Source organism: Bradyrhizobium australafricanum (assembly GCF_020329495.1).
GTDB lineage: Bacteria > Pseudomonadota > Alphaproteobacteria > Rhizobiales > Xanthobacteraceae > Bradyrhizobium > Bradyrhizobium australafricanum.
On record NZ_JAGKJL010000038.1, the window covers coordinates 19,208 to 35,259 of the forward strand.

The following is a 16,052-nucleotide window of genomic DNA, read 5'->3' on the forward strand; positions in this document are numbered from 1 at the left end:
CTTCCGCCCAAGGTTCGCGGCGGCGACAACGTTGGGTGGATGCTGTTCCGGCGATGTGCGCCGGACTGATCAGCGGTTGGCGATGCTGCTGGCCTCGATTGGCGGGGCAACGTCGTCCCGATCGATCCGCGCTTCGTTCGCGCGAATGCGTGACGGCCATCCGTGCCGCGAGGCCAGCGTCGTCAGCCTGTCCCTGACGAGATAATGCGCGGGGCCTTCGAGGAAGCGCCAGACGAGCCATGCCAGCAGCACCATGCCCGTCACGACCAGCGCGGTCGACAGCGCGTCCGGCGTTGGTGTGATCAGGAGGAGGATGACGTAGCCGAGCTGCAGATGCAGCAGATAGAGCGGATAGGTGATGCCGCCGACGGCCCTGACGAGGCCGGCCGGCAGCGGCACCGACTTGATGCGGGTGGCGGCGAACACGATGCCGAGCGAGACGATGCTGATCAGCGTCACGACGCGGGGATCGAAGCTGCCATGGGTGTGGACGCCGAGCCGCTCCAGCTTGTGCACGGCCTGGAACGTCGCCGTGCCTATCGCCAGCGTCAGCAGGCTGTACAGCCTGGTGTCGCGCCGTCCCCGGTAATGCTCATAGATCAGGAGCCCGACGGCGAAGAAGCCGCTGTCGTCGGCCATGAACAGCTTTTCGAACAGGGGAACGTCGAGGGTCAGCTCGTTGGCGAAGGTGATTGCGATCCACGCCACGATGATCGTGTCGATGCGCCGCGGAAAGATGCCCCAGGCCAGGAACAGCGCGATCCAGACGTAGAACACGACCTCGATCACCAGCGACCAGTAGGCGTCGTCCATGTAGGGCTGACCGAGCATCGGGGCCGCGATAAAGAGGTTCGCCAGCCATTGCCCCCACGTCACGTGGAAGTACGCGTGGCCCAACAGCAGCGTCGCGAGGAAGGTCAGCGTCATGCAGATGACGAAGGTCGGATAGATGCGGCTGAAGCGGGCGATTGCGAAACCGACCGGCGTGCGGCTTTCGGCCGAATAGGCAATGACGAAGCCAGAGATCGCGAAGAACACCGGGACGCCGAGGAAGCCGTATTGCGCGACCGGGGCGAGGTACGGCATTGCCACCTTTTGCACGCCGTTCGATGCCACGCCCCAGAAGCCGTAGTGATACAGGATCACGGCCCCGACCGCGGCAAGCCGCAGCAGGTCCAGCACGGGAACCCGGGTCGGATCCGGTTGTTTAGAAGCGCTCGGCATATATCCGCTATCGTGGCGGCGAGGCATGAAGGCGTTCTTAATCCACCCGGCGAAACGACCGCGCGGTCGTTCACGATTGCAGGAGCCCCGTGGCGATGCCGCCGGCCGCGCTGAGCACGACCACCACGAGCGGCGGCGCGCGCCATGCCGTGAGCAGGACGAAGCCGGCCAGCGCGATGCCGAAATCGAGCGGACGGTGGACGCTGCTGGTCCACACCGGATTGTAGAGCGCGGCCCCCAGAAGGCCGACGACGGCGGCGTTGACGCCGCGCATCATGGCCTGCGCCGCCGGCCGTTTGCGAAAGCTATCCCAGAACGGCAGCGCCGCGAGCAGCACGAGAAGTCCCGGCAGGAAGACGCCGACGAGGCCGACGATCGCGCCCGGCAGGCCGCCGATCACGGCGCCGAGATAGGCGGCAAAGGTGAATAGCGGGCCCGGCACGGCCTGCGCGGCGCCGTAGCCGGTCAGGAACGCGTCGTCGCCGATCCAGCCCGGCGTCACCACGGCTTCGCGCAGCAGCGGCAGCACGACGTGGCCGCCGCCGAACACCAGCGCGCCCGAGCGGTAGAAGGCCTCGAACAGGCCGAGGCCGGGCCATGTCCGCGACAGCAGCGGCAGTCCGACCAATAGCGCGACGAACAGGATCAGCGCTGCGACGCCAACGCGGCGCGATACCGGCATCGCGATATGGGTGACTCCGTTGGCCGGTTGCGCCCGGCAGAACCAAAGCCCGGCGATGGCGCCGAGCACGATAGCGCCGATCTGCGCGATCGACGACGAACTGGCGAGGATGACGAGTGCTGCGACCGTCGCGATCGAGGCGCGTTCGCGATCGGGGCAGAGCGAGCGCGCCATGCCCCAGACGGCCTGGGCGACGATCGCCACCGCAACCAGCTTGAGGCCATGCACCAGGCCACTACCCGCAGGGCCGCTCAATCCGCTGGCGCCGAAGGCAAACAGCACGAGCGCGATCGCCGAGGGCAGCGTGAATCCGGTCCAGGCGGCCAGCGCCCCCAGGTACCCGGCGCGCATCAGGCCGAGCGAAAAGCCGACCTGGCTGCTCGCAGGGCCCGGCAGGAATTGGCAGAGCGCGACCAGATCCGCATAGGCCTGTTCGTCAAGCCAGCGCCTGCGGGTGACGAACTCGTCGCGGAAATAGCCGATATGGGCGATCGGGCCGCCGAAGCAGCTGACGCCGAGCTTGAAGAAGATGAGCAGCACCTCCAGCGGCGAATGCGTCGAGCTCGCGGTGGCGGGCGGTGTGCCGGGCTGCGGGACGTCGGTGTTGTTCAAGCGTCGTCAATTCCCGCAACTTGTGTCCAGGTCAGGACTTGTCAGCGCGAGTATATCGCCATTCGATGACGTTTGAGCGCCTTATTTCTCGCGGCTCTCACTCGTAGCGGATGTTCTTCGACGGCCGGCGCGCGGCGGGCATCGCCAGCACGACGAGACAGAGCGCGATCATCGCCAATCCCATAAATTCGAATGCAAATGCGTCCACGGGCCATTCTCCCCCATCAGAAACAGTTAGACTTGTTGGGGGAGCGTTGACGCGCTGTTAAGCCTTATGGTTACCGCTGCCGGCCTCGGCGCATGGTGGAGAGTGAGTTAACGCTCACATGGCGCGTTAGGCGGCCACGCTAAGCGGTCCGGTGCGCAGCTTCAGATCCACCGGGGTCGGGTTGCGCAGGATGTCCAGCACGGGGCAATGACGGTCGACGGTTTCCTTCAGCCGAGTGATGTCTGCCGCGGAGGCCGGACTGTCGATGGCGACCTCGGCCTCGATCTGCTGGAAACCAGCTCGCACGTCTGGATCGACGCTGAAGAAGCCGCGCAGATCGATGGCGCCCGACAGCTTGACGGACACGCCGTTGAGAGGAATGCCGAGCGCGTCGGCATAGAGCCGATAGGTGATCTCCTGGCATGAGCCGAGCGCGGCGAGGATGTACTCGACCGGGTTCGGTGCGGTGTCCAAGCCGCCCAGCGCCGGCGGCTCGTCGACGCTGACATTGAATTGCCGCACGGCAACGCGGCTGTTGACGCCGTCGCCGAGTTGCGAAGTCGCCTGGAACACGGCCTGCGCCTGCGCCGGATCGGCGCCGAGCTCCTGCTGGGTGTCTGCGAAAACCTGCTTGAACCTGAAGCTCATCGTTCGTCTTCCCCATGGCATCGATCATGCGAGGCTGATCGAATGGCTCATGCAGGGCAATAGTCGCGGGATAAAAACGACAGCAGCTCCGCGAAGCGCGAAATTTTCAGCAGCATTTTTCCCGCGCGCGTCGATGCGTAGGATGAGTAGAGCCAACGGGGCCGCGCAAGGCGCGGCCCGATGATAGAACTCCGCGAAACCCATAGTGGTGCCGCTCGCGAGATGAGCTGATGGGTTTCGCTGCGCTCTACCCATCCTACGGGCTACCCATCCTGCCGTGTCACGCGGCGAGGGCGTCCTGGTTGATCTCACCCTTGGCGAGCGCCGTCAGCAGCGTGTCGACGTGCCGCTCTTCGTCGAGACTGTCGTGCAGCAGCCGCTGGTCGTCGCGCAGATTGAGCTGACCGGCGAGGGCGGCTGCGCTGCCATAGGCGGCGATCTCGTAATGCGCGAGCTTCTGCGCCGACGCGACGAGGCCGGCATCGCGCAGATTGTCGTCGGGCAGCAGCGAGACCATCTTGGCGGTCTCGTGGATCAGCGCCTGCATGGCCTGGTCGGTGTGCTCCAGCGGATCGGCGCCATGCATCCGCAGCAGCGATTTCAACCGCTCGCCCTGCACGATGGTCTCGCGGTGATGACGGCTGAATGCATCCTTGAGCGACGGATGCGAGGCGATCTCCGCCATCCGCGCCAGCGCCACGGCGAGCTGCTCCTCGACGCTTGCGAGTTCCTGAAGCTCGGCGACATACATGTCCTTGAAGCTGGTGATCCTCATCGTGAAACCCTTCTTGTTTCTTCGCTGTTTCGGCGTTCAGGCGGTGTGGCCGCCGGAACCGGAATCGATCGGCGTCTTCTTGGCGCGTTGTGGCGTCATCTTCGCCGGGTCCGGTTGCCCGGGCACGCCGCGCGGCCCGAGTTGCCGGCGCTGCAGATCGTCCTCGGAGAAGGGCGGCTCGACGCCGTTCGGGTTGCTGCGCTCGATCGCGGTTTTCAGGTCGTCATCGCGCTGGTTCATGCTGGCGCTCCATCATCACGGCGGCACGGAACCTGGATCGGACGAGGCCGCACGTTCCGCGCTGCCCGGCCAACGATGCGCGCGCGAAATCGTTGCAAACAAATCAGGGGCGCGGCGCTACGCCACGAGCTTCGGCAGCGCGGCCGCGAGCGCATCCACCGCAAGCCGGACCTTGAGTGGCAATCGCGGCGTCGGCAGCCACAGCGCGTGGCAATCGTAGGGAAATTCGCCGTTATCGCCGAGAACGCGGACCAGCGCGCCGGTGTCGAGGCGTTCGCGCACCAGCCAGGAGGGCAGCCACGCCAGCCCCATGCCGCGCGCTGCGGCATCCGCGATGGCTTCGAGGTCGTCGAGCCTGAGCCGCCCGGCCGGCCAGACCTCGTGCGGCGCAAGACCGTCGCGCGGGAACAGCCAGGGGCGAACGCGGCCCGAGCGGCGGTAGACGATCGCCTGGTGCCGGCCGAGCTCGTCGAGCGTGCGCGGCCTGCCATGGGCTTTCAGATAGGCGCGCGAGCCGCACACCACCATGCGCTGGCGCGCGATGCGCCGCGCGATCACGCCGGATTGCTCGTTAAGCTCGCCGGTCCTGATCGCAAGGTCGTAACCGCCCTCCATCAGATCGGCGATCGGATCGCCGAACGAAAGATCGAGCTCGAGCGCCGGATATTTCTGCGCGAGCTTCAGCAGCGTAGGGACGATGCAGTAGCGGCCGAGCAGCGCCGGCATCGTCACCCGCAGCCGCCCGTGCGGCTGCGACGATTGATCGGAGGCGAGCGCGTCGGCCGCCTCGGCCTCGCCGAGCACGATGCGGCAGCGCTCGTAATAGGCTTGCCCTGAATCGGTCAGGCTCTGCCGCCGCGTGGTGCGATGGAGCAGGCGGACGCCGAGCCGTTGTTCGAGGAAGCGCACATGCTTGCCGACCATCGGGGCCGACATCTCGAGGGCATCGGCGGCGGCCGCGAACGAGCCGAGATCGACCGCCCTGACGAAGACGGCCATGCTGCTGAGGCGATCCAATTCAAAACTCCTGGTTTCGATTGTCGGAGCTACCGGGTGATTTATCCCGCGATCGCCGCCGGGCATAGCGGCATTCCATTCAATTGTTTTGGAGTTCGCCCATGGCCCGCGTCGTCCGCTTTCACCAGCATGGTGGTCCCGAGGTGCTGCGTATCGAGGAGATCGCGATTGCGCCGCCAGTGCGCGGCGAGGTTCAGATCCGCGTCAAGGCGCTCGGGCTCAACCGCGCCGAAGCCTCGCTGCGCCGGGGCAGCTATATCGAGACCGCGACGCTGCCGTCCGGCCTCGGGCTGGAAGCCGCCGGGATTGTTGCGGCGATCGGTGAAGGCGTCGAAGGATTTGCGCCGGGCGATGCCGTGAGCATTGTGCCGCCGGTCTCGATGGTGCGCTGGCCGGCCCATGCCGAGCTGGCGACCTTTCCGGCGGAGCTTGTCGTCAAGCATCCGCCCGCGCTCGGTTTTGAAACGGCCGCTGCGGTGTGGATGCAGTATCTCACCGCGTTCGGTGCGCTGGTCGATCTTGCAAGGCTCGGGCGAGGCGAGTTCGTCGTCATCACAGCGGCGTCGAGCAGCGTCGGGCTCGCGGCGATCCAGATCGCCAACCGTATCGGCGCGGTCCCGATTGCGGTGACGCGGACATCGGCCAAGGCGCAGGCGCTGCGTGAGGCCGGCGCGGCGCACGTGATCGCGTCGGCGGAGCAGGATCTGCAATCAAGGCTGGAGCAGATCGCGGGACCGAACGGCGTGCGCGTGGTGCTCGATGCCGTCGGTGGCCCCGCCTTCGTACCGCTGACGGCGGCGATGGCACCCGGCGGCATCCTGATCGAATATGGTGGACTCAGTCCTGAGCCGACGCCGTTTCCGCTCGCCAACGTGCTCGGCAAGAGCCTGACCCTGCGCGGCTACCTCGTGCACGAGATCGTGCGCGATCCCGCGCGGCTTACCGCGGCGAAGGCGTTCATCCTCGACGGGCTTGCGGACAGCGCCTTGAAGCCGATCATCGCCAGGACGTTTCCGTTCGAGGAGATCGTCGAGGCGCACCGGTACCTGGAGTCGAACACGCAGTTCGGCAAGATCGTGGTGACGGTGTGAGGGTCGCACCAACGTCATTGCGAGCGAAGCGAAGCAATCCATCGGCCCGCATGCACGGAGGTATGGATTGCTTCGTCGCTGCGCTCCTCGCAATGACGGCGGAAAGACCTCACGTCCCGCAGAACGTCTGCGTCACGCGCTGCTCGGGGAGCGGCGGATCGGCGTAGGCCGCGAACTGCGGCTGGTCCTCAAAGGGTTTTGCCAGCACCGTCAGCAATTCCTCGAACGGCGCGTAGTCATTCGAGTTCACCGCAGCCGCAATCACCGCCTCGATCCGGTGGTTGCGCGGGATGAAGGCCGGATTGACCGCCTGCATCGCGGCCTTGCGCTCGGCCGGCGCTTGCGGCTCCAACGCGAGGCGGGCGCGCCAGCGGGCGGCCCATTCGTCGAACGCCGCGGGATCGGTGAACTGCGCGCGGGCGTCCGCGGCGTCATCGCTTGCGGCCTCGCCGAGATGGCGGAAGGTCAGCGTGAAGTCGGCTGCGTTCTTGGCCATCGCGTCGAGCAGATCCTGGATCAGCGCCTCGTCACCGTCGCGCACGGTGAACAGGCCGACCTTGGCGCGCAGCCCGGCGTTGTAGGCCGCGGTGAACTTTTCGGGGAATTCGCCGAGGATCACTTGCGCCTGTTCGATGGCCTTCTCCTGCTCGTCTGCGAACAGCGGCAGCAGGCATTCGGCGAGCCGGGTCAGATTCCACAGCGCGATGCGCGGCTGGTTGGCATAGGCGTAGCGGCCCATCTCGTCGATCGATGAGAATACCTGAGCCGGATTGTAGGCATCGAGGAAGGCACAGGGACCGTAATCGATGGTCTCGCCCGAGATCGAGGTGTTGTCGGTGTTCATCACGCCGTGGATGAAGCCGACAAGGAGCCAGCGCGCGACCAGCGCGGCCTGCCGTGCCACCACGCCGGCGAGCAGGGCGTGATAGGGCTGGGTGGCGTCCTTCAGCTCGGGATAGTGCCTGGCGATGACATGGTCGGCGAGCGCGCGCACGCCGTCGGTGTCGCCGCGGGCGGCGAAGAACTGGAAGGTGCCGACGCGGATGTGGCTCGCGGCGACGCGGGTCAGCACCGCGCCGGGCAGCGCGGTCTCGCGCATCACGGGCTCGCCGGTGACGACGGCGGCGAGCGAGCGGGTGGTCGGGATGCCCAAAGCGAACATCGCCTCGCTGACGATGTATTCGCGCAAGACCGGACCGAGCGCAGCTCGGCCGTCGCCGCGGCGGGAGAACGGGGTCGGGCCGGATCCCTTGAGTTGGATGTCGCGGCGGACGCCGTCCTTGTCGATGACCTCGCCGAGCAGGATGGCGCGGCCGTCGCCGAGCTGGGGAACAAAGTGCCCGAATTGATGGCCGGCATAGGCCATGGCGATCGGATCGGCGCCGTCAGGCAGCCGCTTTCCGGCAAGGATTTCGGCGCCTTCGGGCGTCGACAGCAGGTCCGGGTCCAGCCTGAGCTGGATCGCGAGCGGCCGGTTCAGCTTGATCAGCCGGGGGGCGGCGACCGGGGTCGGCGCGACACGGGCGAAAAAGTTCGCCGGCAGCGCCGAATAGGTGTTCTGGAACGGGAAATGAATGGTCATATCCCGAAGATAGGCCTGCGGGCCGAATAGGCAAACGATTGGCGCCCACTTGGCGCCGGATCGCAGCAAAATCTGCGGTTTCGGGCCAAAAGCGGGCGTTCCCTTGGTTGCCGCCCCGAGCGGGCTCGGGTAAACCCTGCGCCTTCGGATAGGAAGTTTCCTATCGCGATTCTCCTCCGACATCAGTTTTTGGAACGACTATGCATCGCTACCGGTCACACACATGCGGCGCGCTCCGAGAGGGCGATATCGACCAGACGGTCCGGCTTTCGGGTTGGGTTCACCGGGTCCGCGACCATGGCGGCGTGCTGTTCGTCGATCTGCGCGACCATTACGGCATCACCCAATGCGTGGCCGATCCGGACTCGCCGGCGTTCGCCGAGGTCGAGAAGTTCCGCTCCGAGTGGGTGGTGCGGATCGACGGCAAGGTGCGCCGCCGTCCCGCCGGCACCGACAATCCGGAACTGCCGACCGGCATGGTCGAGATCTACATCAAGGAGATCGAGGTGCTGGGCCCGGCGGCCGAGCTGCCGCTGCCGGTGTTCGGCGAGCAGGAATATCCTGAAGATATCAGGCTGAAATACCGCTTCCTCGACCTGCGTCGCGAGAAGCTGCACCAGAACATCATGACCCGCGGCGCGGTGGTCGATTCCATGCGCAAGCGGATGAAGGAGCAGGGCTTCTTCGAATTCCAGACCCCGATCCTGACGGCATCCTCGCCGGAAGGCGCGCGCGACTTCCTGGTGCCGTCGCGCATCCATCCCGGCAAGTTCTACGCGCTGCCGCAGGCGCCGCAGCAGTACAAGCAGCTGCTAATGATGTCGGGCTTCGACCGCTACTTCCAGATCGCGCCGTGCTTCCGCGACGAGGACCCGCGCGCCGACCGCCTGCCGGGCGAGTTCTATCAGCTCGACGTCGAGATGAGCTTCGTCACCCAGGACGACGTGTTCGCGGCGATGGAGCCTGTCATCACCGGCGTGTTCGAGGACTTTGCCAAGGGCAAGCCGGTCACGAAGAACTGGCCGCGGATTCCGTTCGCGGAAGCCGTGCGCAAATACGGTTCCGACAAGCCCGATTTGCGCAACAAGATCGTGATGCAGGAAGTCTCCGAGCATTTCCGCGGCTCCGGCTTCAAGGTGTTCGCGCGCATGCTCGAAGACCCGAAGAACCAGGTCTGGGCGATCCCGGGTACCGGCGGCGGCAGCCGCGCGTTCTGCGACCGCATGAACTCGTGGGCGCAGGGCGAAGGCCAGCCCGGCCTCGGCTACATCATGTGGCGCGAGGGCGGTGAGGGCGCAGGCCCCTTGGCGAACAACATCGGCCCCGAGCGCACCGCTGCGATCCGCGACCAGCTCGGCCTCAAGGAAGGCGATGCGGCGTTCTTCGTCGCCGGCGATCCCGAGAAATTCTGGAAGTTTGCGGGTCTCGCGCGCACCAAGCTCGGCGAGGAATTGAACCTGATCGACAAGGACCGGTTCGAGCTCGCCTGGATCGTCGACTTCCCGATGTACGAGTATGACGAGGAGAACAAGAAGGTCGACTTCTCGCACAACCCGTTCTCGATGCCGCAGGGCGGCCTCGACGCGCTGACGTCGCAGGACCCGCTGACGATCAAGGCGTTCCAGTACGACATCGCCTGCAACGGCTACGAGATCGCCTCCGGCGGCATCCGCAACCACAAGCCGGAAGCGATGGTGAAGGCGTTCGAGATCGCAGGCTATGGCGAGCAGGAGGTCATCGACCGCTTCGGCGGCATGTACCGTGCGTTCCAGTACGGCGCCCCACCGCATGGCGGCATGGCGGCCGGCCTCGACCGCATCGTGATGCTGCTCTGCGGCACCAACAATCTGCGCGAGATCTCGCTGTTCCCGATGAACCAGCAGGCCATGGACTTGCTGATGGGCGCGCCGTCGGAAGCAACGCCGAAGCAGCTCAAGGAGCTGCACATCCGCACCAACCTGCCGGCGAAGGGTTAGGCGGGCCTTCACCTCGCCCCGCCTGCGGGGAGAGGTCGGATTGCATCGTTAGATGCAATCCGGGTGAGGGGGAGCCTCCGCGAGTCCGTTCGACAGCAATTTTGCAGAAGCAGCCCCTCACCCTGACCCTCTCCCCGTAAGAACGGGGAGAGGGAAAAGCAGGTAAGGGCCCAGCAATCACAACCCCGTCGAGGCCTCGATCCGGAACTGCGCCAGCGCCGATTGCGGATCTGTCTTGAGGAGCTGCATCAGCTGAAGCGCCGGCGCCTTCGCGCGCGGAGTGAGCTTGATGACCAGCGTCTGTCCCGGCGTCTCGATGAACTGGCCGATCGCGGTGACGAGCGCGGTGGCGTCGGGACTACCCCCGCCGATCTCGCCGCCTTGCGCCTTGATGGCGTCGAGGATGACCTTGCGCGCCTCGTCGCGGCTGACGTTCCGGGTGCGCGCAAATTGAGCGACCGCAAGATCGATGACGCCCAGGTCATGGACCGTGAGCTCGATCGTGCCGGTTTCGATCTGCGCGGCCGCGCCCATGGCTTCCGCGGCGCTGGTCGAGAATGCCTCACGCGGCACGTTGCCGAGCGTGACCTTCGCCGACGCGCTCAGCAGGCCCGCCATGTCGAGCTTGACCGGCTCGAGCGCGAACGCGCGTGAGGTCTCGGTCCAGACGGCGCCGAGATCGGCGTCGACCGCCATTCGGTCGATCCCGGCGGCGACGAGCGGTTGCTGCCGCGGATCGGCCGCATCGAGCGGCGCCGCCAGCTTCGCGGTCAGCCGCAGCTTGCTCGGGATCTATCCGACGAACTGACCCCAGTCGAGGCTGAGGACGTCGATGTTGACCGGCTTGCCGGTGGCCTTGTAGGGCGATGCGACGCCCTTGATCTCGACGCCTTCGATCAGCGGGAATAGCGCCAGCGCCTGTTCGGCCGACGGCTTCTGCGCGGCGAACTGCGCCGAGAGCCGCATGAAGCTGGCGACGTCGAGCGACTTCAGCGCAAAGCGTCCGACCTTGATGGGACCGTTCGGCGCACGGGTATCGAGTCCCTCGACCGCAAGCTCGCCGATCTTGCCGTGTTCGAAGTTGAACCGCATCGAGGCGAGCTTGAGTGGGCCCTGCGGCGTCTCGACCGAGAGCCCATGCATCTCGGCATTTGCAATTCCGATGCCCGAATAGAGGCCGGCGATCTTGTCCAGCAGTTCGCGTGCCTGGGCGGCAGACGGCGGCGGACTCCCTTGCGGCGGGATCATTGCCAGCAGCGCCGGCAGTTGCATCCGTGACGGATTGATCCTGGTGTCGTCGACGGTCACTCCCTCGATCCGCATGTTCACACCGGGCGCGGCGGTAATGACATAAGGACCGGCCGAAACGTGTCCCTGGACCCGATACTCCCTGTCATCGTTGGCCTTGCCTGGATCGAATATCGCCGCCATCGCGCCGACGTCGATATCGGTCGCGGCGATGTTGGCGAGCTCGCCGGTCATTTTGATCGGCTTGCCGGCCGCCTGCTGGTTGATCGTGAACACAACCTTGTCGGTTTTGCTGGACGCGATTTTTCCGTCCTTCATGTTTTCGATGGCGATGCCCGAATAGGCGAATTCGCCGCCGGCGCCGTCGCCGGCTTTTGCGGCGGCGCTGAAGGTCATCGTTCCGGTCAGGCTGGGCGCAGCGACCGATGATGCGTTGATGCTCGCGAGCAGTCCGAACGCGGACCGGTACAGCTCGAAGATCGACGACGACGCCGGAAGCTGGGGCAGGCTGGCGGGGCCGGAATAATCCTTCACAGTGATCCGCGGCGCCTTGTAGGTCAGTGAGGTGATCGTCGGGGTAGGTCCTGCGACGCCGATCTCGACATCGCTGAACTCGACATTGCCGGCGGAGACCCGTGCCGCGTCGGTTTGACCGAGGCCGGTCATCGTGAGACTGGCAATCTTGACGCTGACCGGGGATTGCGTCCCCGACTCGGTGGCGACGTCCGCGATCGTCAGGGTGCGGCTCTTGACGTCGAACGTGATCTTGCCGTGGCTCGCCTTGGCGCCGGTGGCACGGACCTGCTCGAAGGCGGCCTCGACGTCGCGCGTGACCCGGCGCTGGGCGTAAAAGTCGAAACCGAAGAAGCCGGCGGCCGCGATCACAACCACGGCGATCAGGCCGAGCAGAATTTTCTTCATTCGGTCAACTCCGGATCATCAAGGGAAAAAAATTGCCAATCCCGGCCGAATGGCGCGGAGAGGGGCAGGCGTCGATGAACGGCCGGCCCGGGCCTGTTGACGGGTACATTATCGGATGTTGCATCCAAGTGGTTGGACATGCTTCACATCCGGCTCGATTTGCCGGACAACTGACTTTTGCCTGGATTAGCACAGAAACAAGAAATTTGGGCCGGAAACGCGGGGAGCACGCATGTCGTCATCGTCTGAAGAACTCCACAACGCGGCGCTCGCCTACCACCGGCTGCCGCGGCCGGGCAAGCTCGAGATCCAGGCGATCAAGCCGCTTGCCAACCAGCGTGACCTGGCGCTGGCCTATTCGCCGGGCGTGGCCGCCGCCTGCACCGAGATCGCCAAGAACCCGGCCGAGGCAGCCTCGCTCACCGCCCGCGCCAATCTGGTCGCCGTGGTCTCGAACGGCACCGCGGTGCTCGGGCTCGGCAACATCGGCCCGCTGGCCTCCAAGCCCGTCATGGAAGGCAAGGCGGTGCTATTCAAGAAATTCGCCGGCATCGACGTGTTCGACATCGAGATCAAGGCCGACACGATCGAGCGCGTGGTCGAGACCGTCGCCGCGCTGGAGCCGACCTTCGGCGGCATCAATCTCGAAGACATCCGGGGACCTGAGTGCTTCGAGATCGAGGCGCAGCTCAAGGAGCGCATGAAGATCCCGGTCTTCCACGACGACCAGCACGGCACCGCCATCATCGTCGCCGCCGCGATCGTCAACGGGCTGTTGTTGAACGGCAAGCAACTGTCTGACGTGAAGATCGTCTGCTCGGGCGCCGGCGCCGCCGCGATCGCAACCCTCAATCTGCTGGTCTCGATGGGGGCGCAGCGCAAAAACATCTGGGTCTGCGACATCGACGGTGTGGTCTATGAGGGCCGCAACACCACGATGGATCGCTGGAAGGCGGTCTATACCCAGAAGACCGACGCACGCGTGCTCGCCGACGTCATTCCGGGCGCGGACATCTTCATCGGCCTGTCGGCGCCGGGTGTGCTCAAGCCCGAAATGGTCAAGCAGATGGGCGACAAGCCACTGGTGATGGCGCTTGCCAATCCGGTGCCGGAGATCATGCCGGATGAGGCGCGTTTGGCGCGTCCCGACGCGATGATCTGCACCGGACGGTCGGACTTTCCGAACCAGGTCAACAACGTGCTCTGCTTCCCCTTCATCTTCCGCGGCGCGCTCGACGTCGGCGCCACCGCGATCAACGAGGCGATGAAGCATGCCGCGGTGGACGCGATCGCGCAGCTCGCGCGCGATCCGCCGTCGGATGCGGTGGCCCATGGTTTCGAGAGCGGCGAGACCCAGGGGTTCGGCCCCGGTTCGCTGATCCCGAGCCCGTTCGATCCGCGCTTGATCCTGCGCATCGCGCCGGCGGTGGCCAAGGCCGCGATCGAGTCCGGCGTCGCGACCCGGCCGATCACCAATTTCGACGAATACGCTGCCAATCTCGAACGCTTCGCGTTCCGCTCCGGCCTCACCATGAAGCCGGTGTTCGCCAAGGCGAAGACCCAGCCGGTGCGCGTGATCTACGCCGAAGGCGAGGACGAGCGCGTGCTGCGCGCGACACAGGTGGTGCTCGAGGAAAAGCTGGCGCGGCCGATCCTGGTCGGCCGGCCGTCGGTGGTCGAGACCAGGATCAAGCGCTTCGGCCTGTCGATCAAGGCAGGCCGCGATTTCGACCTGATCAATCCAGAGGATGATCCGCGCTACCGTTCCTATGTGCAGTCCTATATCGACGTCGCCGGCCGGCGCGGCGTGACGCCGGAGGCCGCGCGCACCGTGGTCCGCACCAACAATACCGTGATCGCGGCGCTTGCGGTGTCGCGCGGCGAGGCTGACGCGATGCTGTGCGGCGTTGAGGGCCGCTATATGAGCCATCTGCGCCATGTCCGCGAGATCATCGGCTTCCTGCCAGGGGTCAGCGACTATGCCGCGCTGGCGCTGATGATCACCTCCACGGGCGCCCATTTCCTGGCCGATACCCAGGTGCGGCCGAACCCGAGCGCGGAGGAACTCGCCGAGGTGGCATCGCTCGCGGCGATCCACGTCCAGCGCTTCGCCTTCAAGCCGAGGGTCGCCTTCGTGTCACACTCCGACTTCGGCAGCTATGACACGGATTCCTCGCGCAAGATGCGGCGGGCGACCCAGCTCCTGAAGGACAAGCATCCGGAGATCGAGGCCGATGGCGAGATGCAGGGCGACACTGCGCTGTCGGCGGCGGCGCGGCGCCTGGTGCTGCCGCAGTCGCGGCTGGAAGGCGAGGCCAACATCCTGATCATGCCGAACCTCGATGCCGCCAACATCGCCTATCAAATGATCAAATCGCTGGCCAACGCGTTGCCGGTGGGACCGATCCTGATCGGTCCGGCGCGCCCGGCGCACATCCTCACCCCCGGCGTGACGGCGCGCGGCATCCTCAACATGACGGCGGTGGCCGCCGTCGAAGCCCAGGAACGCGCCGGCCGCGCGCAACCGACGCTGTTCGGCTGACGGCCGTTGTTTGAGCACGTTATGTTCGGAAAACCGCAGCGCGGTTTTCCGCATCGTGTTTGAACCGAGATGGATTCGATTTGATCGAGGCAGGTGGAGCGACCATAATCGCTTCGCCTGTTTCGTCCGATTTCTGCCATCCAGTGAGGCCGACCCATGCCAGCGTTCATCACCTTCGGGCGGATCCTGTTCGCCGTGCTGTTCCTCTATTCGGGAGCGAGCAAGCTGTTCGGCATCCAGGCGACGGCGGATCTGCTGGCGGCGAAGGTGACGATCCCGGCCGTGGTCGCGCCCTATACGCAGCAGATCGAAACCGCCGTCGGCATGCCGTTCATGCAGCTGCTGGCGGTCACGATCGGCGGCTTCGAGATCGTCGCGGGGCTGATGATCGCGGTGAACGTGCTGGCGCGGTTCTTCGCGATTCTCCTGATCATTTTCGTGTGCTTCGCCACCTTCTACTTCCATGACTTCTGGAATCAGCCGGCGCCCGACAACCTCAGGACGCTGATCGATGCGCTGAAGAACCTGTCGCTGATCGGCGCGCTGTTCATCATCGCCGGCTACGGCCGCGGCCCGCGCCGCGACGACCCGGCCTATGGCGACGTGTAGGACAATACGGCGTAGGATGGGTAGAGCGCAGCGAAACCCATCATCTTTGTGCCGAGCAATCGATGGGTTTCGCTTCGCTCTACCCATCCTACGGGCATTGCCGCTTTCAACCCACGCGCCGCCACGGCGTCACGCTGACATCATGCGCGGCATCGATCAGTTCCGGCGCGCCGGCGTGTAGGCCGTGCGCTGAGAGCACCTGCTGCGGGGTGCAGGCAGGGACGCCGGGAAAGCACGGCTCGCCGTCGGGGATGCGCACGTTCGGCGCGACCGAGAGCCAGAACGTGTCGTAGCGGTCCATGAACATGCCGAACACGCCCGGGCCGCCGATGATCGCGACCGTGCCCGAGGTCACGCCGGCCTCGCGGCTCGCGGTCTCGAACGGGCAGCCGGCGGGATTCCACAACAGCGCCTTCGGATTGTCGGGGGCGGGCGCGGTCGCCGCAACCTTGCTGGTCAGGATCAGGCGCCGCCGCTTCGGCGCGTTCGGCTGCTCTTCCTGGGAGTGACGACCATGCACGACGAGGTCGGCGCGGTCGAGGGCCGCGGTGAAGAACCGCTTGTCGCCCTCGATCTTGAGGTCGTCGGGCATTACGTTCCGCGCATTCGCCAGCCGGCCATCGGCGGAGACGATGACGAAGCCTTCGATACGCAGCGCCGGCACCAGGATTGTCGCC

14 protein-coding genes are annotated in these 16,052 nt (G+C 65.8%); 4 read left to right on the plus strand and 10 right to left on the minus strand.

All coding sequences use genetic code 11. From position 1 onward, the window contains the following. Nucleotides 1–69 precede the first annotated feature (69 nt). The 6 genes from J6525_RS28855 to J6525_RS28880 form a co-directional block, all read right to left on the minus strand. Nucleotides 70–1,224 (minus strand): acyltransferase family protein, encoded by a 1,155-nt coding sequence (locus J6525_RS28855; RefSeq protein ID WP_225647181.1) that lies wholly within the window; start codon nt 1,222–1,224, stop codon nt 70–72. Between the two features lie 70 nt (nt 1,225–1,294). Then, complete coding sequence (gene chrA, locus J6525_RS28860; protein ID WP_225647182.1) at nt 1,295–2,518, minus strand: chromate efflux transporter; 1,224 nt, start codon at nt 2,516–2,518, stop codon at nt 1,295–1,297. 334 nt (nt 2,519–2,852) lie between these two features. Further along, the gene (locus tag J6525_RS28865) at nt 2,853–3,374 is read right to left on the minus strand and encodes an OsmC family protein (protein ID WP_225647183.1); all 522 of its coding nucleotides are present in this window, start codon (nt 3,372–3,374) and stop codon (nt 2,853–2,855) included. 280 nt (nt 3,375–3,654) lie between these two features. Then, nucleotides 3,655–4,149 (minus strand): YciE/YciF ferroxidase family protein, encoded by a 495-nt coding sequence (locus J6525_RS28870; RefSeq protein ID WP_028344824.1) that lies wholly within the window; start codon nt 4,147–4,149, stop codon nt 3,655–3,657. Nucleotides 4,150–4,185: 36 nt separating this feature from the next. After that, nucleotides 4,186–4,389 (minus strand): hypothetical protein, encoded by a 204-nt coding sequence (locus tag J6525_RS28875; RefSeq protein ID WP_038377181.1) that lies wholly within the window; start codon nt 4,387–4,389, stop codon nt 4,186–4,188. A 117-nt stretch (nt 4,390–4,506) separates the two neighbouring features. Continuing rightward, the gene (locus tag J6525_RS28880; RefSeq protein WP_225647184.1) at nt 4,507–5,406 is read right to left on the minus strand and encodes a LysR family transcriptional regulator; all 900 of its coding nucleotides are present in this window, start codon (nt 5,404–5,406) and stop codon (nt 4,507–4,509) included. A 101-nt stretch (nt 5,407–5,507) separates the two neighbouring features. Here J6525_RS28880 and J6525_RS28885 point away from each other — a divergent pair, with 101 nt between their 5' ends. Next, on the plus strand, nt 5,508–6,497 hold the full coding sequence (locus J6525_RS28885) for a zinc-dependent alcohol dehydrogenase family protein (protein ID WP_225647185.1): 990 nt from the start codon (nt 5,508–5,510) through the stop codon (nt 6,495–6,497). A gap of 109 nt (nt 6,498–6,606) precedes the next feature. Here J6525_RS28885 and J6525_RS28890 read toward each other — a convergent pair whose 3' ends face one another. Then, a complete protein-coding gene (locus J6525_RS28890; protein ID WP_225647186.1) occupies nt 6,607–8,079 on the minus strand; it encodes a protein adenylyltransferase SelO in 1,473 nt (490 codons plus the stop codon). A 200-nt stretch (nt 8,080–8,279) separates the two neighbouring features. Between J6525_RS28890 and aspS the strand changes: the two genes are divergently transcribed. Then, nucleotides 8,280–10,055: an aspartate--tRNA ligase gene (aspS, locus tag J6525_RS28895; RefSeq protein ID WP_212057621.1), complete on the plus strand. Its 1,776-nt coding sequence runs from the start codon at nt 8,280–8,282 to the stop codon at nt 10,053–10,055. Nucleotides 10,056–10,232: 177 nt separating this feature from the next. Here the strand turns inward: aspS and J6525_RS28900 are convergent, their stop codons facing one another. Together J6525_RS28900 and J6525_RS28905 are read right to left on the minus strand one after the other, a co-directional pair. Further along, complete coding sequence (locus J6525_RS28900; protein WP_225647187.1) at nt 10,233–10,751, minus strand: aq_1923 C-terminal domain; 519 nt, start codon at nt 10,749–10,751, stop codon at nt 10,233–10,235. 96 nt (nt 10,752–10,847) lie between these two features. Further along, nucleotides 10,848–12,224, minus strand: coding sequence for a hypothetical protein (locus tag J6525_RS28905; RefSeq protein ID WP_225647188.1), 1,377 nt, complete (start codon nt 12,222–12,224; stop codon nt 10,848–10,850). A 232-nt stretch (nt 12,225–12,456) separates the two neighbouring features. Here J6525_RS28905 and J6525_RS28910 point away from each other — a divergent pair, with 232 nt between their 5' ends. Together J6525_RS28910 and J6525_RS28915 are read left to right on the plus strand one after the other, a co-directional pair. After that, nucleotides 12,457–14,766: an NADP-dependent malic enzyme gene (locus J6525_RS28910; RefSeq protein ID WP_225647189.1), complete on the plus strand. Its 2,310-nt coding sequence runs from the start codon at nt 12,457–12,459 to the stop codon at nt 14,764–14,766. A 156-nt stretch (nt 14,767–14,922) separates the two neighbouring features. Further along, a complete protein-coding gene (locus J6525_RS28915; RefSeq protein ID WP_057019907.1) occupies nt 14,923–15,375 on the plus strand; it encodes a DoxX family protein in 453 nt (150 codons plus the stop codon). Nucleotides 15,376–15,481: 106 nt separating this feature from the next. Here the strand turns inward: J6525_RS28915 and J6525_RS28920 are convergent, their stop codons facing one another. Beyond that, nucleotides 15,482–16,039: a dihydrofolate reductase family protein gene (locus J6525_RS28920; protein WP_225647190.1), complete on the minus strand. Its 558-nt coding sequence runs from the start codon at nt 16,037–16,039 to the stop codon at nt 15,482–15,484. Nucleotides 16,040–16,052 lie beyond the last annotated feature (13 nt).